23 protein-coding genes are annotated in these 20204 nt (G+C 63.5%); 5 read left to right on the top strand and 18 right to left on the bottom strand.

What is annotated here, in order from left to right:
* Nucleotides 1–27: 27 nt before the first annotated feature.
* On the bottom strand, nucleotides 28–621 hold the full coding sequence (locus IPF49_10330; protein MBK6288010.1) for a cytochrome c4: 594 nt from the start codon (nucleotides 619–621) through the stop codon (nucleotides 28–30).
* A 55-nt stretch (nucleotides 622–676) separates the two neighbouring features.
* Complete coding sequence (locus tag IPF49_10325) at nucleotides 677–973, bottom strand: cytochrome c5 family protein (GenBank protein MBK6288009.1); 297 nt, start codon at nucleotides 971–973, stop codon at nucleotides 677–679.
* A 143-nt stretch (nucleotides 974–1116) separates the two neighbouring features.
* Here IPF49_10325 and IPF49_10320 point away from each other — a divergent pair, with 143 nt between their 5' ends.
* Nucleotides 1117–1743, top strand: coding sequence for a YihA family ribosome biogenesis GTP-binding protein (locus tag IPF49_10320; protein ID MBK6288008.1), 627 nt, complete (start codon nucleotides 1117–1119; stop codon nucleotides 1741–1743).
* Here IPF49_10320 and polA read toward each other — a convergent pair.
* Nucleotides 1737–4466, bottom strand: a complete 2730-nt coding sequence (polA, locus tag IPF49_10315; GenBank protein MBK6288007.1) for a DNA polymerase I — start codon at nucleotides 4464–4466, stop codon at nucleotides 1737–1739. The two genes, IPF49_10320 and polA, sit on opposite strands and share 7 nt — an antisense overlap.
* Nucleotides 4467–4488: 22 nt before the next feature.
* Complete coding sequence (locus IPF49_10310) at nucleotides 4489–5361, bottom strand: zinc ABC transporter substrate-binding protein (protein ID MBK6288006.1); 873 nt, start codon at nucleotides 5359–5361, stop codon at nucleotides 4489–4491.
* Between the two features lie 39 nt (nucleotides 5362–5400).
* Here IPF49_10310 and IPF49_10305 point away from each other — a divergent pair, with 39 nt between their 5' ends.
* Genes IPF49_10305 through IPF49_10295 form a run of 3 tightly spaced genes read left to right on the top strand, consistent with a single transcriptional unit; the run spans nucleotide 5401 to nucleotide 7443 of the window.
* The gene (locus IPF49_10305; protein ID MBK6288005.1) at nucleotides 5401–5916 is read left to right on the top strand and encodes a transcriptional repressor; all 516 of its coding nucleotides are present in this window, start codon (nucleotides 5401–5403) and stop codon (nucleotides 5914–5916) included.
* Nucleotides 5913–6665 (top strand): zinc ABC transporter ATP-binding protein ZnuC, encoded by a 753-nt coding sequence (znuC, locus tag IPF49_10300; GenBank protein MBK6288004.1) that lies wholly within the window; start codon nucleotides 5913–5915, stop codon nucleotides 6663–6665. The genes IPF49_10305 and znuC overlap by 4 nt, the downstream gene beginning before the upstream one ends.
* The gene (locus IPF49_10295; GenBank protein ID MBK6288003.1) at nucleotides 6658–7443 is read left to right on the top strand and encodes a metal ABC transporter permease; all 786 of its coding nucleotides are present in this window, start codon (nucleotides 6658–6660) and stop codon (nucleotides 7441–7443) included. Before znuC ends, IPF49_10295 begins: the two co-directional genes overlap by 8 nt.
* 3 nt (nucleotides 7444–7446) lie before the next feature.
* Here the strand turns inward: IPF49_10295 and IPF49_10290 are convergent, their stop codons facing one another.
* The 4 genes from IPF49_10290 to IPF49_10275 all read right to left on the bottom strand — a co-directional run bounded on the left by IPF49_10290 (nucleotide 7447) and on the right by IPF49_10275 (nucleotide 10483).
* Nucleotides 7447–8106: an SCO family protein gene (locus tag IPF49_10290; GenBank protein MBK6288002.1), complete on the bottom strand. Its 660-nt coding sequence runs from the start codon at nucleotides 8104–8106 to the stop codon at nucleotides 7447–7449.
* Nucleotides 8107–8116: 10 nt separating this feature from the next.
* Entirely contained in the window at nucleotides 8117–9028 is a 912-nt protein-coding gene (locus IPF49_10285; protein MBK6288001.1) for a protoheme IX farnesyltransferase, read from the bottom strand.
* Between the two features lie 80 nt (nucleotides 9029–9108).
* Nucleotides 9109–9738 carry a hypothetical protein gene (locus IPF49_10280; protein ID MBK6288000.1) on the bottom strand — a complete coding sequence of 210 codons (630 nt, stop codon included), beginning with the start codon at nucleotides 9736–9738 and terminating at the stop codon, nucleotides 9109–9111.
* Complete coding sequence (locus tag IPF49_10275; protein MBK6287999.1) at nucleotides 9731–10483, bottom strand: SURF1 family protein; 753 nt, start codon at nucleotides 10481–10483, stop codon at nucleotides 9731–9733. Before IPF49_10275 ends, IPF49_10280 begins: the two co-directional genes overlap by 8 nt.
* A gap of 76 nt (nucleotides 10484–10559) precedes the next feature.
* On the opposite strand from IPF49_10275, the gene IPF49_10270 reads away from it, so the two are divergent.
* Entirely contained in the window at nucleotides 10560–10808 is a 249-nt protein-coding gene (locus IPF49_10270) for a twin transmembrane helix small protein (GenBank protein MBK6287998.1), read from the top strand.
* A 50-nt stretch (nucleotides 10809–10858) separates the two neighbouring features.
* Here IPF49_10270 and IPF49_10265 read toward each other — a convergent pair whose 3' ends face one another.
* The 10 genes from IPF49_10265 to dprA all read right to left on the bottom strand — a co-directional run bounded on the left by IPF49_10265 (nucleotide 10859) and on the right by dprA (nucleotide 20158).
* Entirely contained in the window at nucleotides 10859–11800 is a 942-nt protein-coding gene (locus tag IPF49_10265) for a cytochrome c oxidase subunit 3 (protein ID MBK6287997.1), read from the bottom strand.
* A gap of 51 nt (nucleotides 11801–11851) precedes the next feature.
* Nucleotides 11852–12412 carry a cytochrome c oxidase assembly protein gene (locus tag IPF49_10260; GenBank protein ID MBK6287996.1) on the bottom strand — a complete coding sequence of 187 codons (561 nt, stop codon included), beginning with the start codon at nucleotides 12410–12412 and terminating at the stop codon, nucleotides 11852–11854.
* Nucleotides 12413–12424: 12 nt separating this feature from the next.
* Nucleotides 12425–13984, bottom strand: coding sequence for a cytochrome c oxidase subunit I (gene ctaD, locus IPF49_10255; protein ID MBK6287995.1), 1560 nt, complete (start codon nucleotides 13982–13984; stop codon nucleotides 12425–12427).
* Nucleotides 13985–13999: 15 nt separating this feature from the next.
* Nucleotides 14000–15154, bottom strand: a complete 1155-nt coding sequence (gene coxB, locus IPF49_10250; GenBank protein ID MBK6287994.1) for a cytochrome c oxidase subunit II — start codon at nucleotides 15152–15154, stop codon at nucleotides 14000–14002.
* A gap of 259 nt (nucleotides 15155–15413) precedes the next feature.
* Nucleotides 15414–15635 carry a YheV family putative metal-binding protein gene (locus IPF49_10245; GenBank protein ID MBK6287993.1) on the bottom strand — a complete coding sequence of 74 codons (222 nt, stop codon included), beginning with the start codon at nucleotides 15633–15635 and terminating at the stop codon, nucleotides 15414–15416.
* Entirely contained in the window at nucleotides 15632–16927 is a 1296-nt protein-coding gene (gene aroE / locus IPF49_10240; protein MBK6287992.1) for a shikimate dehydrogenase, read from the bottom strand. Before aroE ends, IPF49_10245 begins: the two co-directional genes overlap by 4 nt.
* Nucleotides 16924–17835 carry an oxygen-dependent coproporphyrinogen oxidase gene (gene hemF / locus IPF49_10235; protein ID MBK6287991.1) on the bottom strand — a complete coding sequence of 304 codons (912 nt, stop codon included), beginning with the start codon at nucleotides 17833–17835 and terminating at the stop codon, nucleotides 16924–16926. Before hemF ends, aroE begins: the two co-directional genes overlap by 4 nt.
* Before the next feature lie 21 nt (nucleotides 17836–17856).
* Complete coding sequence (locus tag IPF49_10230; GenBank protein ID MBK6287990.1) at nucleotides 17857–18423, bottom strand: Sua5/YciO/YrdC/YwlC family protein; 567 nt, start codon at nucleotides 18421–18423, stop codon at nucleotides 17857–17859.
* Nucleotides 18420–18926: a 5-(carboxyamino)imidazole ribonucleotide mutase gene (gene purE, locus IPF49_10225; protein MBK6287989.1), complete on the bottom strand. Its 507-nt coding sequence runs from the start codon at nucleotides 18924–18926 to the stop codon at nucleotides 18420–18422. The genes IPF49_10230 and purE overlap by 4 nt, the downstream gene beginning before the upstream one ends.
* A gap of 107 nt (nucleotides 18927–19033) precedes the next feature.
* Entirely contained in the window at nucleotides 19034–20158 is a 1125-nt protein-coding gene (gene dprA / locus IPF49_10220; GenBank protein ID MBK6287988.1) for a DNA-protecting protein DprA, read from the bottom strand.
* Between the last annotated feature and the right edge of the window lie 46 nt (nucleotides 20159–20204).

The raw sequence follows: 20204 nt of genomic DNA, 5'->3' as shown, positions 1-20204 counted from the left end.
AATTACCACCCGAAGCCAGCCCTGGGATCAATGCAATCCCGAGGCGTAGCTCGCAACGGCATCGACTTCCTTGTCACTCAGGCGGCTCGCGACATCGCGCATGATGCGGGTATCACCATCATTGGTGCGCTCGTCATTGCGGAAGGCGCGCAGCGACGCCGCAATGTAGTCGGCATGCTGCCCACTCAAGGACGGGAAGCGTGCCGCCGCATTGCCCGCGCCAATCGGCGAATGACAAGCGGTGCAGGCAGCCACCCCCTTGTCGCGGACACCGGCACGATAAACACTCTCTCCGAGTTCCACCCGCTCCTCCTTGGCCATGCCCGGCGTTGCCTTTTGCGCACCATAGTAGGCAGCGATGTCGGCGAGGTCCTGGTCGTTCAGCGCATCCAGCTGCCCGGTCATCGCGGGTACGCTGCGTGCGCCGCCCTTGATGTCCTTCAGCTGTTTCAGCAGGTAACCCGGATGCTGCCCCGCCAGCTTGGGAAACGCAGGAGCGAGGCTGTTGCCGTCAGCGCCGTGACAGGCGCCGCAGGCAACCGTCTTGCTCTTGCCGGCGTCGGCATTGCCGGCCGCCAGCGCATTGGCCGCAAACAGGGTTGCAGCCATCACCCAAACCATGGTCTTGATCACGGTAATCAATCCTTTGCAATCAGCGGGAAAACGGGCGAAATACTCAGGACGCCTTCATCATGAATTCGATCAGCGCCTTGTACTCGGTATCGGTGCAATCCATGCACATGCCCTTGGCCGGCATCGCGTTCAGACCGTTGTGCACACTTTCCATAAGGCCATCCATGCCCTTGGCGTCAAAGCGCGGCTGCCACAGGGTGGCATCATGGGCTGTCGGAGCGCCGGCGACACCAGCGCCATGACAGACGCCGCAGGTGTTCGGATAAATCTCGTCGGCGCTGCGGTCGGCGTAGGCCATCGAGGATGCCAGCAGCAGGGTGCCAAGTGCGAAATTCTTCATGAAGTACTCCATAGGATAGCGGGTGGAAACCGATTCGATGGCCTCCGCAGGGCCGCTCCAGACCACATGCTAGACTGCTTACCGAATCAGGCGCGCGCAGTATAACAAAGCGGCCCGCTAACGGAAATTGGAGGAATTGGCCTTTGTCCCATCGTTTTGCGCCGCCGGATTATCGTGGCGCCAGCTTCATTCTGAGTGCCGCGCGGGTGTCCCAGTGCCCGCCCGACCAGGGCATCGAGGTGGCATTTGCGGGGCGCTCGAACGCGGGCAAATCGAGCGCGATCAATGCGATCTGCGATCATCGCAAGCTGGCGCGGGCGAGCAAGACGCCGGGGCGCACGCAGCAGATCAACTTTTTCAGTCTCGCGGAGAGCCTGCGCCTGGTCGATCTGCCCGGTTACGGCTTTGCCAAGGTGCCGATCGAGATGCGCAAGCAGTGGGGCAAGCTGGTCGAATCCTATCTTGGCGCAAGACGTTCGCTGGCGGGCATCGTGTTGCTGATGGACGCGCGTCACCCGCTGAAGGAGCAGGACATCACGCTGATCGAATGGGTGGCGCGCAGCAACATCGCGCTGCACGTGCTGCTCACCAAGTCCGACAAGCTCGCACGCGGCCCAGCCAAGGCAACGCTGCTCGGCGTGCGCCGGAACCTCGGCTGGTTCCCGGGTGCAACGGTACAGCTATTCTCGGCACTGAGCGGCGCCGGGGTCGATGAGGCGCGCGCCGTGCTCGACAAATGGTACACGCCGCCCTGCGACGGCGCTCAGTGAGCCTCGTCCCAGTTGCACCCGGTCCCGACATCGACCACCAGTTCGACCTCGAGACCGGCAGCCCCTGACATCAGCGCACGCACCCGCGCCGTGACCTCGGCTACCACATCCTCGCGCACCTCGAACACGAGCTCGTCATGCACCTGCATGACCATGCACGCCGGCACCTCATCGCCCCGCAGCCACTGGTCCACCCCGATCATCGCGCGCTTGATGATATCGGCTGCGCTGCCCTGCATCGGCGCATTGATCGCGGTGCGCTCCGCTGCCTGGCGGCTGTTGGGATTGCGCGAACGGATATCGGGCAGATAGAGCCTGCGGCCGAACAGGGTCTCGACGAATCCCTCGTCGGCGGCCTTGCGACGGATCTCGTCCATATAACACTGCACGCCCGGATAGCGGGCAAAATAGCGGTCCATCCAGGCTTGCGCCTCCTGGCGGCCAACCCCGAGCTGCCGCGCCAGCCCGAACGCGGACATGCCGTAGATCAAACCAAAGTTGATCGCCTTGGCGCTACGGCGCTGATCGTCCGTGACCGCCGCGATGTCCATCCCGAACACCTCTGCCGCGGTAGCGCGGTGCACATCGAGCCCGTTGCGAAACGCCTCGATCAAACCGCGATCGCCCGACAGGTGCGCCATGATGCGCAATTCGATCTGCGAATAGTCGGCCGCCAGGAGGCGCCACCCCGGGGGCGCGATGAAAGCCTGCCGGATGCGCCGCCCCTCGGCGGTGCGCACCGGAATGTTCTGCAGATTGGGATCGGTCGAGGACAGCCTGCCGGTCGCGGTGACTGCCTGCTGGTACGAGGTGTGTACCCGGTGGGTCGCGGGGTTGATCTGTTCGGGCAGGCGGTCGGTGTAGGTCGACTTCAGCTTGCTGAGCCCGCGGTACTCGAGAATCACCCGCGGCAGTTCGTAATTTTCCGCCAGCTCCTGCAACACCGGCTCCGCGGTGGACGGCTGGCCGGTAGGTGTCTTGCCGATCTGCGGCAGCCCGAGCTTGTCGAACAGGATGTCCTGCAGCTGTTTGGGCGAACCGAGATTGAAGCGCTGCCCCGCGACCTCGAAAGCGCGTGCCTCGATCTCCAGCAGCCGTTCTCCAAGCTCGCGACTCTGTACCGCCAGCAGCGCGCCATCGACCAGCGCCCCGTGGCGCTCGAGACGCGACAGCACCGGCACCAGCGGCATTTCTATCTCGGTGAACACGCGGCACAGGGCGGGCGCGGATTCGAGTTGCGGCCACAACGCCTGGTGCAGGCGCAGGGTGATGTCGGCATCTTCGGCGGCATAGGGTGTCGCCTGGTCCAGGTTCACCTGGTTGAAACTGATCTGTTTGGCGCCCTTGCCCGCCACCTCCTCGAATGAGGTCGTGCGGTAATCGAGGTGCTTGAGCGCCAGCGAGTCCATGTCATGGCGCGATCCCACCGAGTCCAGCACATAGGATTCGAGCATCGTATCGTAGGCGATGCCCGCGAGCTCGATGCCATGGTTGAGCAGTACACTGCGATCGTACTTCAGGTTCTGCCCGACCTTCCGCGGCGTCTCGGCCTCGAGCAGCGGACGCAGGGCCTCGAGCACCTCACGCTCCGTCAGCTGCTCGGGTGCCCCCAGATAGTCGTGGCCGAAGGGGATATAGGCAGCGTGCCCGGGCTCGACCGCAAGCGACACGCCCACCACCCGCGCGCGCATGTAGTCCAGCGCCGTGGTCTCGGTATCCACCGCAAACAGCGGTACCGAGGCCAGGGTTGCGACCCAGCGATCCAGCGCCTTGCGATCGAGCACGGTTTCGTAATTCGCCGCGGGCGCCGGCGCCGCCGAAGTGGCAGCGCTCTCCGCGCCGGCCGCCAGCTCCGCGAGCCAGCTGTTGAACTCGAGATCACGGTACCATTTGCCCAGCGCCTCGCGATCGGGTTCGCGATTGTGCAACGCATCGGCCTCGGTACCGAGCGGCACATCGGTGCGGATCGTGGCCAGCTCGCGTGACAGCATGGCCTGCTCGCGTTGCGCCGCGAGCTTCGCGCCGAGACGTCCCGCACCACGCACCGCGACGCCGGCAACCGCATCGAGGTCGGCGTAGATCGCATCGAGACTGCCAAGACCCTGCAGCAATGCCAGCGCGGTTTTTTCCCCCACGCCCGGCACCCCGGGAATGTTGTCGACCTTGTCGCCCATCAGCGCCAGCAGGTCGACCATCTGCCCCGGCGCGATGCCGAACTTCTCGCGCACCCCCGTCTCGTCGAGACGGGTATCGCTCATGGTGTTGATCAGCGTGACACGTTCGCTCACCAGCTGGGCGATATCCTTGTCGCCGGTGGAGATCAGCACCTGTCCGCCATCAGCGCTGACTCTTGCGGCCAGGGTGCCGATCACATCGTCGGCCTCGACCCCCGGCACGCACAGCAGCGGCAGTCCCATTGCGCGCACGATCGCATGCACCGGCTCGATCTGCGCGCGCAGCTCTTCCGGCATCGGTGGTCGGTTGGCCTTGTACTCGGCGAAGATATCGTCGCGGAAAGTCCTGCCCTTGGCATCGAACACCACGACCACCGGGGTGTCCGGGTATTGCTGGCAGAGTTTGCGCAGCATGCCGATCACGCCGCGCACCGCACCGGTGGGACGGCCACTGGCCGTGGCCAGCGGCGGCAACGCATGGAATGCACGGTACAGATAGGAGGAGCCATCGACCAGAATCAGGCTGGGGGGCGTAGCGGTCTGGTTCATTGGAAGGCCTTCGGAGCTGGGTTCATGACGCCGGCCCACGCAGGCAACCGGCGACAGTGCGGGTGAAGTCGGTCAGAAACGCCGCGAAATCCGCATCGTCCGCCGCCAGCGACAAGGCCAGCGGGTCGACTTCGCGAATACGCATCGCGGTGCCCTCGGCCAGCAAATCCGCAAGACGCCGGTTGCTGTTGCTCTCGCGCAGCAGGCACACCGCGGCGCTGTCGAGCGCGCTCTGGCGCATCCGCGACACCGCCCGTGCACCCGGCTGGCGCTCGGCGTCCGGACCGAGAGCCAACACCTGGTTCAGACTGAAACGACGCACAAAATAGCCATAACCGTCATGCATCACCATGAAAGGCACCCGCTCGAGTCCGTTCAACTCCTGGCGCATGTTCCATTCGGCGCTCTCCATCGAGGCAATGAAGGCCTCGAGCCGGGACTGCAGCAGCGGCTCCTCGGCGATACCACGCTCGATCAGCACTGCGGCCATCGATTCCGCGATCGCCACGGCCAGCCGTGGATCGAGCCACACGTGCGGATCGGCATCGGCGGCAATCGCGGCGGGCGGCATCCGCGGCAACAACGCGATATCGCGGCGCCCGGGCATACGCTCGAGCAACTCGGCAAGCGGGCGCTCGAGCTCGGGCCCGATCCAGAATACCACTCGTGCGGACTCGAGGAGGCGGATTGCCGACGGGCGCACCACGAAGTCATGTGGCGACGCGCCAATCCCCGGGAACTCGCGCGCCTCGACCCGATCACCGGCGAGCGCCAGCACGATCAGGTGCAGCGGCCGGATGCTGCTGAGCACCAGCGGCAGCGGCTCGTCGGCGTGCGCGCGCATCGTCATGCACAGCAGTGCCAGCACCAGGCGGCACCTGCGGGCTCGCAACATGAGCATGGACCTCGATGCCAAAAGTTATAATATAACGCGATGAACAACCGGGCCGCGACCACCAGCACGGCGACGCCACAGATGGCGTTTGCCGTTCACGACCATCGACGCTGCGTGCAGCGCGCGATTGCCGAGGCGCGCGGAGCCTGCCGCGAGCGTGGCGCACGGCTTACGGCGTTGCGCGAGGAGGTGTTGCGGCTGGTGTGGCAGAGTCATCGTCCGATCGGGGCGTATGCGCTGCTCGAAAAGCTCGGCACACGTGACGCCGCGCGGCGCATGCCGGGTCCGCCCACGGTTTACCGCGCCCTCGAGTTTCTGCGCGAGCAGGGGTTCGTGCACCGCGTTGCGACGCTGAATGCCTATGTGGGCTGCCAGGTCGGTGCCGAGCCGCATGACCACCAGCTGTATATCTGCCGCGGCTGCGGCAGCACGCTCGAATCGATGCAGCCGGCGATCGGCAGCGCCATCCGACGCCTCGGCAAACGGGTCGGTTTTCGGGTCGAGTCGGTCGCGCTGGAAGTTCTCGGCCTGTGCCCCGGTTGCTCCGCCCCATGACCGACCCGGAATTCCTGCTCGAAGCGCGCGCCATCGGTTTCCGGATCGGCCCCGACCTGGTGCTCGAAAATGTCTCGCTGCGCCTGCACGTTGGCGAGATCCTGACCGTGATCGGCCCCAACGGCGCCGGCAAGACGACCCTGTTACGTCTGCTGATAGGCCTTGCATCTCCCTCCACCGGCACCATCTGGCGCCGCCCCGGTCTGCGCGTGGGCTACATGCCACAAAAATTGCAGATCGACCCGGCGCTGCCGCTCAGCGTGGAGCGCTTCCTGCGGATTGCCGAACGCAATCCGCAGCGACTCGCCGAGGTGGCGGCGGAAGTCGGCGTGAGCGCGCTGCTCGGGACACCGCTTGCCGGTGTATCCGGGGGCGAGTTCCAGCGCGTGTTGCTGGCGCGCGCGCTGTTGCGCAACCCGCAATTGCTGGTACTCGACGAGCCGGTACAGGGTGTGGATGTCAACGGGCAAGCGGAGCTGTATGCGCTGATCGACGCGGTGCGCCATCGTCATCGCTGTGCGGTGCTGATGATTTCCCACGATCTGCACCTGGTGATGGCCGCCACCGATACCGTGCTGTGCCTGAATCGGCACGTCTGTTGCGCGGGCAAGCCGGAGGTAGTGAGCACCCACCCCGCATTTCTGCAACTGTTCGGCAAACAGGTCAGCTCGGAGATTGCGCTCTACACGCACCACCATGATCACCAACACGATATGCACGGGCAGGTAGTGGAGCATCCGCATGGATGAGTTCCTGCTGCGGGCCCTGGCCGCAGGTATCGGCGTGGCCACGATTGCCGGTGCGCTGGGCTGCTTCCTGGTGTGGCGACGGATGGCTTTTTTCGGTGACACGCTGTCGCATTCAGCGCTGCTCGGGATTGCACTCGGGCTGTTTCTCGGTATCGATATCACGCTCGCGGCATTGCTGCTTTGCGCCATGGTTGCGGTGGCTTTCGCGCGGCTCCAGCGCACGCGGCTACTCGGCTCGGACACCCTGCTTGGCGTGATCGCGCACGGCACTCTCGCCGCCGGCATCATCGCGGTTACGGTGCTGGCGCCGCGCCGCGCCAATATCGAAAGTTACCTGTTCGGCGATTTGCTTGCGGTTGGCGCGAACGAATTGCAGCTGGTCTACGGGGTGGGTTTCATTGCCGCACTGCTCGGTGCGCTGTTCTGGCGTCCATGGCTGGCGATTGCCGTTGACGAGGAGCTGGCACAGATCGAGGGCATTGCCGTCGAGCGCCTGAAGCTGCTGCAGATGCTTGCCATCGCCGCGTTGATCGCGGTGGCGATGAACGTGGTCGGCGTGCTGCTGGTCACGGCACTGCTGGTGATCCCGCCGGCAGCAGCGCGGGCTTTCGCGCGCTCACCGGAGCAGATGGCCGCGGGCGGCGCGGTGCTGGGTTCGTTATCCGTCGTGGCCGGACTGCTGATGTCCTGGTACGCAGATACGCCGGCCGGCCCTTCGGTGGTGGTTGCCGCATGCACATTGTTTGCGTTGTGCCACGGACTCGCACGGGCACGCTGAGGTTCAGGACCCTCGCGTGCGCAGTAATTCGAGCACGCGCACCATCCGCTCCTTGTCAAACGGCGGCGTCATGTACCCGGCATAGTGGCCGCGCGGATTGATCAGCACCAGGTTCGCGGAATGGTCCACGCTGTAATTGGCGTCATCGAGCACGGCCTTGCGGAACGGGATGTTGAGTTGCGTGGCAAAACGGTGGATGTCGGGAAAATCGCCGGTAAGCCCGGTGAACTCGCTGCCGAAGTGCTCGAGATAGGGCTTGAGCTGCGCCGGCGTGTCGCGTGCGGGATCCACCGAGACCATGTAGAAGGCGAGTGGCGCCCGCCCATCGGTCGCCGGCTTGAGCATCTTCTGCACCTCGCCGAGCAGGCTGAGAGTGGTCGGGCACACATCGGGACAGAACGTGAAGCCAAAGAACACCACGCTCCATGAACCGCGGAAGGCCGCACCGTCGAACGGCTGGTCGTTTTGATCGCGCAGCTGCAGCGTGTCGAAGCTGCGCGGCGTATCGAACAATACCGTGCCGTGCAGCTGCAGCCACTGCGGATCGAGGTGCTCCGGATTCATGAACTGGCGCACGAACATCACAACCACCAGCAATGCCAGCAACGAGAGCCCGAGCGCCGTGAGCCGGATCTTGCGGCGTTGTGATTTCGTGATGCTCAAGGCGGATATCTCAGGAAGCCAATAGCAGGGCCATCGGGCGCGGGTAGATGTAGTGATCCGCCAGCATGACCAGGAACAACGCCATCAGGTAGATGATCGAGTACTTGAATGTTTCCATCGGTGCCCGCGGGTTCCTGCCGGTCATCAGCACGATCGCCCAGTACAGGAAGCCGAAACCGAGGCCCACAGCTCCCACGAGGTACAACGGACCGCTCATGCCGGTCGCAAAAGGCAACAGCGTGACCGCGAACAGGATCAGGGTATACAGCAGGATATGCAGGGCGGTGTGCCGCTCGCCGTGGGTGACCGGCAGCATCGGAATATCGACCTTGGCATATTCTTCCCTGCGGTGGATGGCCAGTGCCCAGAAATGCGGCGGCGTCCAGGCAAAGATGATCAACACCAGCAGCAAGCCGTAACCATGCACTTCGTTGGTTACCGCCGTCCAGCCGAGCAGCGGGGGCGCGGCGCCAGCCAGTCCGCCGATCACGATATTCTGCGGAGTGGCACGTTTGAGGTAATAGGTATAGATGAACGCATAACCGATCAGCGAGGCCAGCGTCAGCCAGGCGGTGAGCGGATTGACCAGCACGACCAGGATCAGCATGCCAACCACCCCGGTCGTGCAGGCAAACAGCACCGCGTGGCGGGTATCGACGCGCCCTCGTGCCAACGGACGATTGCTGGTACGCACCATCACCGCGTCGATCCGTCGGTCGACCAGATGGTTCACCGCCGCCGCGGACGCCGCGCACAGCGCGATGCCGAGATTGCCGAATATCAGTGCCTGCCAGGGAACCATGCCGGGCGTGGCAAGCATCATGCCGATGACCGCCGTGAGCATCATCAACGCAACCACGTTCGGCTTGCAGAGTTCGAGGTAATCGCGCCATAGCGGGCGCTGCGCGAGAGTCGTTTCCATGATTTTTTGCCAAACGCGTGATCGCGTAATCTGCTGGCCGGCTATTGTAACGGATAGTGATGCCGCCGGAGGTGCATGTTTCAACGCACTTTTTCGCGCGAATGCTCGAGCAGGAAGCGCAGATCGGAAATCGTCTCGGCTCCGGCATGGGTTGGCAGGTAATACATCATCGCAAAACCCGCCGGGTCGACGATGAAGATCGGCTGCCCGGCGAGCGGATCGGGGTCGCTTGCCAACCCCAGCCAGGCCTGCAGCGCGGGCCGATCGACGTGCAGCAACTGCAGATCCGGGTGTTCCGCGGCCAGATAATCGGCAAAACCCCGCTCCGGTGTCTCGTCCGTCATCAGGTAATAACGGCTGATCCGGTGCGTGTCCTTGCCGAGCGCGAGGCGAATCTGGCGCGTCAGGTACAACCTCTCCCGGCAGGAATCGGCACAATCACCGGCGCCCACCGTCAACAACCCCCATCCCTGAGCGCTTTGCGCATGATGCCAGGGTTGCCGGGCCCGGTCGCTCAGCTTCAGCTCGTCGATCGGGCGCGGCGGTATCAGCAGCACCCCCTTGTTGGTGGTGGCTCGCGGTATCCCGGTGCCGGTGTAATAGACCAGCGTCGACAGCCCGATCGCGAGCAACGGCAACAGGAACATCAACGCCAGCTTGATCCGGCTCGCCCGCAGTGCTTTCCCGTCTGGCTCGATCGGATCAACCATGACGCTTGCCACCCCCGTGATTATTCGTATACCACTCGCGGACATTGGTGCCGCCCAGCAGGAACACCAGCAGCAATGCGAGCCCCATGAAAAACCATTGCGCCGCATACGCAACGTGGCGCTCGGGCGCGATGTTCACGGTTTCCCAGTGCGCATCGCGCACGCCTGGCTGTTCCGAACGCAGGCGCACCAGGTAAGGAAAGGCCTCCACGCCCGCGATACGCGCCATCTCGGCGATATCCACGGCCTGTAGAATGCAAGGCCAGCCACCGCTCGCAGCGGAGCGCAGCCGCCGCAGATCCTCGGGCGCATACACGTCGCCGATCAATTGCACTTCCTGCTCGATGATCTCGGGCACCGGCAATTGCTCGCGGGTGCGCAGCGCGGCACGCCAGCCACGATTCACAAAAGCCACCGTGCCATCACGATCCTGAAACGGCGTGATCAGCTCGTAACCTACCGTGCCGCGCAGGACGCGGTTGTCGAGCAGGAAATCCCGGCCCTGCAGATAGTGCCCGCGCAACTCGACCGGCAGGCGATCCAGCCCGGAGCGTGTCGAATCCTGCAACAGGGAGACCCGGATTGGCGCCTGCTGACTGCGCGCCTCGACCACCGCAAGCATCACGGCTTTCTCTTGGCTGCGCCACATCTGCCAGCCGGCGAGACCCATGAGTGCCGGGAACAGCACTATCACCAGGGCGGCAAACTTGGTATTGAACCGCAGGCCGCCCGCCAGTTCGCTCACAGGCGCTTCCTCGCAGGGTGGCTCGCTACTCATCGGGTTATACTCGCCGCCTCGATAACCACGGAACAATCGGAATATGTGGATCAAGCCCGTAATCGTGATCCTGTTCGTGCTGCTGCTCGTCAGCCTCGCCAGTGGCCTGGTATTCCTGGTCAAGGACCAGGGGCGTACACGACGCACGCTGAATTCGCTTGGCATACGCGTGACGCTTGCGGTCACCCTGGTAGCAGTCATCGGCTACGGATTCTACAGTGGCCAGCTACGCTCGAAGGCACCCTGGGATGCCGCAATCAGCGCCTCGAAAACCGCTACCCCCGACAAATAGCAACGGCAAGGCCAGCGCGCGGCACCGGCCTTGCCCGTGAAAGACACGGATTACAGGATGTAGACGAACAGGAACAGGCAGATCCACACCACATCGACGAAGTGCCAGTACCAGGACGCGGCCTCGAATCCGAAATGGTCTTCCGGCATGAAGTGGCCCTTGGCGCTCGCGCGCAGGAACATCACCGTCAGCATGATTGCGCCAAGACAGACGTGGAAGCCGTGAAAGCCGGTGAGCAGGAAGAATGTCGAGCCGTAGATGCCAGAGCCCAGAGTCAGACCGAGCTCGGTATAAGCATGATGATACTCAAGGGCCTGGAAACCGACGAAGGAAAAGCCGAGGATCAGCGTGATCGCAAGCCACAGGCTCAGTGCGCTGCGCTTGTTGGCCTTGAGCGCCATATGCGCGAAATGCACCGTGACGCTGGAACTCACCAGTAAAATCGTGTTCAGCAGCGGAATCCCGTTCCAGCTCACGAATTCCTTTGCCGCGGTGAAAGTGCCGGAAGCCATCAGTTGCTTTCCACCAGTCGCGGCCAGCGCTTCCTGCGGCGTCTGGGTCATTGGCCAGCTGGCATGAAAGCCCTCCCAGAGGTATTTTCCCGCCAGGCCATGATCGCCTTCACCACCCAGCCACGGCACCACGAAAAGCCGCACATAAGCGAGCGTGAAAAAGAACGCGAAGAAGAACATCACTTCGGAAAAAATGAACCACTGCATTCCCAGCACATAGGATCTTTTCAGCTGAGGGCTCGCGAGACCCGCCATGTTTTCGCGGATCACGCTGGAAAACCAGTTCCAAAGCACCGCGATCAATATCACGAAGCCAAGCGGCAACAGCCAGGAGATGCCGCCCGTGCCGTGGAAAGTGTGGTTGTTCAGCGTCAGCCCGCCGCCCAGGATCGCCATGCCCAGCCCGATCGTCGCCAGGAAAGGAAACTTGCTCTGCTCCGGCACGTAGTAGCTCTGGTGTCCGCCGGTTCCACTTGCCATATCCATGTCTCCCTTGAATTCCTTGTGTATGTCGGGTAGCCGAATTATCGCTCAGTTGACGGCCGTAACCTGGCTGTCAGGCTGCTTTCCGGTCACGTCAAACAGCGTGTAGGAAAGCGTGATCGTCTTTATGCTTGCAGGCAGCGCCTGGTCCACGATGAACTGCAACGGCATGTCCAGCGACTCACCCGGGGCGAGCGACTGCTGCGTGAAGCAGAAACATTCGGTCTTGTGGAAGTACTGCGCTGCTTCGGCCGGATCGATGCTGGGGATGGCCTGCGCGACCATCGGTCTCGGGGCCGGGTTACGGGCAAAAAATGTCGTCGTGTTGGCGGCGCCCGGGTTCACCCTGATCTCGAATTCATGGGGATGGAACTCCCACGGCATCGTGCCATCATTGGTGGCGATGAACTGCACCCTGACGCTGCGGCCGGTATCCACGACCGCAGCCTCCGGCACATATTCGCTCAGCGAATTGATGTTCTCGCGGCTGATGCCGATCGCCTCGCAAAACACGTCATAGAGCGGTACCAGCGCAAAACCAAAACCGAACATACCCACGGCGACCGCCGTCAGCCACAACGCCGTTTTGCGGGTTGTACCCATGGACATGCCTGTTTGACCCTAGTTGATCTGCGGCGGCACCGCGAAGGTGTGATAGGGCGCCGGCGAGGGTATCGACCACTCGAGACCATGCGATCCTTCCCACACCTTGTCGGTGGCCTGTCGTCCGCCCCTGATGCACTTGATCACCACCACCACGAATATCAGCTGCGAGAACCCGGTGATATAGGCCCCGATGCTGGACAGCATGTTGAAATCCGCAAACTGCAGGGCGTAATCGGGGATACGACGCGGCATGCCGGCCAGTCCGACGAAGTGCATCGGGAAGAACGCGGTGTTCACGCCGATGAACGTCATCCAGAAATGCGCCTTGCTGAGGCTCTCGTCGTACATGTGGCCGGTCCACTTCGGCAACCAGTAGTAGACGCCGCAATAGAGAGCGAAGAGCGCTCCCTGTACGAGCACATAGTGGAAATGCGCGACCACGAAATAGGTGTCCTGGTACTGGAAATCCAGCGGCGCCAGCGCCAGCATCACCCCGGAGAAGCCACCGATGGTGAACAGGATGATGAACGCAATCGCGAACAGCATCGGCGTCTCGAACGTCATCGAGCCGCGGAACATGGTGGTGACCCAGTTGAACACCTTCACGCCCGTCGGCACCGCGATCAGCAGGGTCGCATACATGAAGAACAACTCGCCGGCGATCGGCATGCCCACCGTGAACATGTGGTGAGCCCAGACCAGGAAGCTCAGGAACGCAATCGAAGCCGTCGCGTAGACCATCGAGCTGTAGCCGAACAGGGGCTTGCGGGCAAAAGTCGGCAGCACTTCACTCACCACGCCGAATGCCGGCAGGATCATGATGTAGACCTCGGGATGACCGAAGAACCAGAACACGTGCTGGAACAGCACCGGGTCCCCGCCGCCGGCAGCGCTGAAGAAGCTGGTGCCGAAGTGGATATCGAACAGCATCATCGTGACCGCACCGGCGAGAACCGGCATCACCGCAAGCAGCAGGAATGCCGTGATGAACCAGGTCCACACGAACATCGGCATCTTCATGTAGGTCATGCCGGGAGCACGCAGGTTCATGATGGTAGCGATGATATTGATGGAGCCCATGATCGAGGACATGCCCATCAGGTGCACGCCGAAAATGAAGAACGTGACCGATGGTGGCGCATAGGTGGTGGACAACGGCGCATAGAACGTCCAGCCGAAGTTGGGCGCCCCGCCCGGCATGAACAGGGTGGAAACCAGCATCGCGAACGCGAACGGCAGGATCCAGAAGCTCCAGTTGTTCATGCGCGGCAGCGCCATGTCGGGTGCGCCGATCATTATCGGAATCATCCAGTTTCCGAGCCCGACCCAGGCGGGCATGATCGCGCCGAACACCATCACCAGGCCATGCATGGTGGTCATCTGGTTGAAAAATTCCGGCTGCACGATCTGCAGGCCGGGCTGGAACAGCTCGGCGCGGATGACCAGTGCGAAAGTACCACCGACAAGGAACATGCAGAAGCTGAACCAGAGGTACAGCGTGCCGATATCCTTGTGGTTGGTCGTGAAGAACCAGCGGGTAATTCCTTTTGCGGGACCGTGATGATCTGCGCCCATGGCGTGGCTCCTGAATTACTTGGCTTTCTTGAACTTGGCAACATCGATCGGCTGCAACATGTCACCCATGTTGTTGCCCCAGCTGTTGCGTTCGTAGGTGATGACCGCAGCGAGGTCGATCTCGTTGAACTGCGCGCCGAACGCCGCCATCGCGGTGCCCTGCTTGCCGTTGACGACGATATCGAGATGCCCGTCCAGCGGACCGGTCGCGATGGCGCTGCCTTTCAGCGCGGGGAATGCACCGGGTACGCCCATGCCGGTCGGCATATGACAGGCAGCGCAAGTCTTGGTGTAAACCGCTTCACCCCGCGCCATCAATTCGTCCATCGTGAAGGTCTGAGCCATCAGTGTGCGCTCCTGCTCGGCTTCCACCTTGCGCTGCGCCAGCCAATCCTTGAATTCGTCTTGCGCAACCGCACTGACCACGATCGGCATGAAACCGTGGTTCTTGCCGCACAACTCGGCACACTGGCCACGGTAGATACCGGGTTCGGGAATGCGGGTCCACGACGCGTTGACGAAGCCGGGAATTGCGTCCTTCTTGACCGCCAGCTGCGGAACCCACCACGAGTGGATCACGTCCGCGGAGGTTATCAGGAACCGCACCTTCGTCCCGACCGGGATGACCAGCGGCTCGTCAACCTCGAGCAGGTAGTGTTCACCCTTGGGCGCCTTGTTGTGAATTTCATCGTCGGTAGTGCGCAGGTTGGAAAAAAAGCTCACGCCCTGCCCGAGATATTCGTATTTCCACTTCCATTGATAACCGGTGATCATCACATCGAGACCGGCGTCGTCGGCATCGTAGATTTCGAGCAGCGTCGAGGTCGCCGGTACCGCCAATGTAATCAGGATCACGAACGGAACCAGGGTCCACATGACCTCGAGTTTGGTACTCTCGTGGAACTGTGCCGCTACCGCGCCGCGCGATTTCCGGTGTGCGAAAATCGAATAGAACATCACCGCAAACACCACTACGCCGATGAGCACGCAGAGCCACAGCGAATACATGTGCAGTGCGTAAATCTTGTGGCTGACTTCCGTCGCTCCCTGGCTCATGTTGACCGATGATCGCGCAACCTCTTCCGCCATCAGGCTGGCACTGGCCATCGAACAGGCTGTACCGAAGGTGGCGGAGGACATCAGGCGGAGTCGTTTGGCTGCTCGCAACATGTCTCCTCAATCTCCCGTATTGTAGGTATTTGCCCCGGCAGGCGGGCGTATTCAACCAACGACCGGAAGGTCGCTGACAAGATTTCTGGCTGGCGCTGAACAAGGTCTTGCTCGGTCGGAACCACGCTGGATCGCGCTCCAGCGGCATCGCACGCGCGGCACCACGCTGGGAGTATAACAATTCATTCTCGTTGGCGCGAGAACCCCCCGGGTGGACTTTTTTGTGGGGGCATATCGTTTGGCGCAGCCCTGCGGCGAATCAGGGCTCCACGATCCGCACCACAGCCGTATCCGTTGTGCCACCCAGGCGACGTTGATATTCCTCGCTTCCCGGGTCGGCCGTGCGGCTCTGGGCGTCGCGAAACCCGCAGGCAACGCATTCGCAGACATTGCTGTCCTCGAGCACGTAAACGAAGAGCTTGTCCTGCAGCTTGCAGGCCGGACAAACGGCTCCCGCAATGAATCGTCGCAGGCTGTTCATGAATCGTGCTTCCCGTTGCGCAGATCTTTCTCCCAGTACACGACGCCCGCAAGCGGATTGGGATAATACGGATCCCGCACCTTGAAGCCGAGACTGGCATACAGCGTCATCGCCTCGTGCAACCGCTCCAGGGTGTCGAGACGCATGAGATGATAGCCGGCACGCCGCGCCAGCTCGATCACTGCCATCGCCAGTGCCCGCCCGATGCCGGCGTCGCGCCCGTCGGGGGCTATATATAGCCGCTTCATTTCACAGACCCCATCGGCCACCGGGCGCATGGCCACGCAGCCAAGCGCGCGGCCACCGCGTTCGGCAAGCAGCAGGGCGCCTGCGGGCGGCGCATACAGACCCGGCAAAGACGCCAGTTCCCGCTCGAAGTCCTGAAAACACAGATCGACCCCGAGCCACTGCTGGTATTCACGGAACAGCCCGACGGCACATCCGAGGTCCGCCGCGCCCAGCGCCTGGCGAATCGCAACCGGCGCGCGCAATTCCTCGATCACCGCGCCGGTCTCCGGTCGCAGCCCGCGCCAGAGCAGGAACGACTCGGCAGCCTGCTCGACCAGCATCCCCAGGCCATCGGCGGTAGCGATCGCTCCAGCCGCCAGCGCCCACTCGACAAACGGTGTGGTGCGTTGCGCGTAGACCATGTCATAACAGCGCGAGCTCCTGCCGATCAGCGCCCCCGTCAGCGGCAGCTTTTCGCCGGCAAGGCTGGCGCTGGTGCAATTGACCAGCAGATCGAACTCGCCATCGAGATCGGCAAACGCGCAACCCCGCACCGCACCGTGTCCGGCAAACGCCAGGGCGAGTTCACGGGCCTTGTCAGGCGAACGGTTGGCAATCACCACGGAATGCGGCCGTTCTGCCAGCAATGGCCCCAGCACCCCGCGCGCGGCACCACCGGCCCCCAACAGCAACAGGCGTCGCCCGCCGATATCCCAGCCGAGGTTGTGCCGCAGATCGCGCACCAGACCGGCCCCGTCGGTGTTGTCGCCGAGCAGCGTCGCGTCATCGAGCAACGCCAGCGTGTTTACCGCCCCGGCCTGTTGCGCGCGCGGCGTGAGCGACCCGGCAAATTCAAAGGCATCGACCTTGAACGGCAGGGTGATATTCATGCCTTTGCCGCCACCGGCGAAAAACTCCCGCGCAGCATCGGCAAAGCCCCCGTTTGCCACCAGCAGTCTGCGGTACTCCATGTCCTGCCCGGTGCGACGCGCGAAGTGGGCGTGGATCTGCGGCGAGCGCGAGTGCGCCACCGGGTTGCCCGCCACCACATAACGGTCGCTCACGTGGCCCACTCGCGCGGTCGCAGGAAGTCGCTGTAGAGGCGGGCTTCGGCGCTGCCCGGTTCGGGATGGAAATCGTAGTCCCAGCGCACCAGTGGTGGCAGCGACATCAATATCGATTCGGTGCGTCCGCCCGATTGCAGGCCAAACAGGGTGCCGCGGTCATGCACCAGGTTGAATTCGACGTAGCGTCCGCGCCGGTAGAGCTGGAAGCGGCGCTCGCGCTCGGTCCAGGGCAGATCCTTGCGCCGCTCGACGATCGGCAGATAGGCATCGATGTAGGAGTCGCCTACCGCGCGCAGGAACTCGAAGCTGGTGGCAAAGCTCCATTCATTCAGGTCATCGAAAAACAGACCACCCACGCCTCTCGGCTCGGCCCGGTGGCCGAGATAGAAATACTCATCGCACCATTTCTTGTAGCGCGGATAGATCTCCGCACCGAAAGGCTCGCAGGCCGCACGGGCGACCCGGTGCCAATGGACACAGTCGTCCTCGTACCCGTAGCAGGGCGTCAGATCGTATCCGCCGCCAAACCACCAGACCGGTTCCGCATCCCGATGGTGCGCCACGAACAGCCGCACGTTGGCATGCGAAGTCGGCACATGGGGATTGAGCGGATGGATGACCAGGGAGACGCCCATGGCCTGAAAGCTGCGACCGGCGAGTTCCGGGCGATGTGCAGTGGCCGAGACCGGCAAATGCGCGCCGCTCACCCGCGAGAAATTCACGCCAGCCTTCTCGAATACGCGTCCCTCGACCAGCACCCGGGTTCGGCCGCCGCCGCCCTCGTCGCGCCGCCAGCGGTCCTCGCTGAATTGCGCCGCTCCGTCGAGCGCCTCGATGGCAGCACAGATCCGCTGCTGCAGTTGCAGCAGGTAGTGCTCTACCAGGTCGGGCTCGATGGCATCCATGATCGTTCCTCGTGGCGGCTGTTAACCGGGGCGCAGAATCCGGCCGCTCAGCGCATCGCGGATTTCACTCGGCTTGCGGCGCCCGCCGAGCGCACCCGGGAGCAGATAATCGATCCGGTCCCCGAAATAGCGTCGTACCGTCTGCGCACTGCGCGCCGGCGCCATGCCCTGCGGATTGGCGGAAGTCGATACGATTGCACCACCAAAACCAAGACAGAGCGCCCTAAGCTGCAAGTGATCGCTTACTCTAATCGCCACTCCCGGGTGTGCGCCGGTAATCCACACCGGCAGTTCGCCGTGATGCGGCACGATCCAGGTGACGGGACCGGGCCAGCTGTCATGAATCTCGGCCAGCCTGTCAGCCGGAACATGGCGCAAACAGGACTCTACCTGCGCGAGTCCGCCCGCAACCAGAATCAGCCCCTTGTCCGCCTCGCGGCCTTTCAGCGCCAGAATGCGTCGCACCGCTGCCTCGTTGCCGGGATCGCAGGCAAGTCCCCAGACTCCCTCGGTAGCGCAGGCGATCACGCCGCCCGCGCGCAACACGCTGACGGCCCGGTCAAGCTGCTGCGGACCGGGCGCGGTCACAGTTCCTTCAGGCGCTCCTGTAGCGCCCGGTTCTTCCCGGCCAGCGCCGTGGAATTGGCGTCCCGATCCGCGACCAGGCGCGCCGCCAGCGCGGCATCGCCGAGTGCCAGGATTTGCGCCGCGAGATAGGCGGCATTCTTGGCGCCTGCCTTGCCGATGGCAACCGTCGCAACCGGTATCCCGCCCGGCATCTGCACGGTGGACAAAAGCGCGTCGAGCCCCTCGAGAGAGGTACCGATTGGTACCCCGATGACCGGCTTCACGGTATTGGCGGCAACGGCCCCGGCAAGATGCGCGGCCATGCCGGCGGCGGCGATGAATACCCCGCAGCCACGCCGATCGGCGTCTTGGACATACTCGATTGTCGCGGCCGGCGTCCGGTGTGCGGACGTGACCCGCGCCTCGAGCGCTATGCCAAGTGCCTTGAGCGTAGTGAAGGCCGCTTCCATGACCGGCAGATCGGAATCCGAACCCATCAACACGGCGACGAACGGCTGGTTCATCGTGATACCTCGGCAAGCAAAAAAGGGGCGAAAACTTACAGCAATAACCCGGACTCCACAAGCGGACCCTCGGCAGCCTGCCGGGTTCGACAGGCTCCTGGCGCGGACTAGGGCGCACGGGCGTACCCGCCCACACAGGCTACGATCAGGCCGCGCAATTCCAGCCGGGTGACGGCAGCGCCGACCGCAGCGGCACTCAGGCCTGCGCGTTCGCTCACCGTGTCGAGCGTGGTAACTTCGTACCCGGTCGCATCGAGCACGCGTCGCTCCTCCGCGGACAACGACCCGGGGGGCAGCACCGTGGTGCTGGTTGCGGCGGCGATCCGGTCCGAACCCAGCAGCGGGCGGAAGCGATCACCCAGCGCTGCCAGCACATCGTCGGCTCCCTCGACCAGGGCAGCGCCCTGGCGCAGCAGTTCATGGCAGCCACGGCTGACGGGGCTGCGTATCGGTCCAGGTACCGCCATGACTTCGCGGTTCTGCTCACCGGCATAACGCGCGGTCAGCAGCGAACCGCTGGGCAGTGCCGCCTCGACCACCAGCACACCGAGGCTGAGTCCGCTGATGATGCGGTTGCGGCGCGGAAAGTTCGCCGGCTCCAGGCGAGCACCCGGCGCAAACTCGCTGACCAGCGCTCCGCCGTCTGCCAGGATCCGTGCGGCCAGGCCGCGATGACGCGTCGGGTAGATCTGGTCGGAACCCGTACCCATTACCGCGACAGTATGCCCACCGCCCCTCAACGCGCCCTCATGGCTTTCTGCGTCTATTCCAATGGCAAGCCCGCTGGTGATAGTAAGCCCATACTTCGATAGCTCGCCGGCAATTGTGCGTGCGGCTTCGCGCCCACTGGGCGTCGGCCGGCGGCTGCCCACCATCGCGACCTGGGGCTGCAGCAACAGCGCGGGATCCCCCTGCACGAACAACACCGGTGGCGGGCAGGCAATGGCGGCGAGCAGTGGTGGATAGCGGGGATCGTTCACGCTGATCAGCTCGACCTCGTTGCGCACCAGCCAGGCGCAGGGCGCACTGGAGGCGGGGTCGGGCATGCCGCGCAACGTCAGCAGCGCCGCGATGGTCTCGCCGCGCAAGCCCAGCGCCTGCAGCGCTGGCGCATCGAGTTCCAGCGCGGCGGACGCCGAACCACCGGTGCGCAGCAAACGCAGCACGCTGACGGCTCCCGCACCGGGCAGCGCCAGTAAACTCAGGTGATTGCAGATTTCAGCTTCGAGCATGACACGGCCTCCCTGCCGTCGGTTTCAGCCAGCATCCTGCCGGCCA

This window comes from Gammaproteobacteria bacterium, assembly GCA_016705365.1.
Taxonomy (GTDB): Bacteria; Pseudomonadota; Gammaproteobacteria; order Pseudomonadales; family UBA5518; genus UBA5518.
Note: the sequence above shows the minus strand (reverse complement) of the source record. Positions and strands in the feature narration are given on the sequence as shown.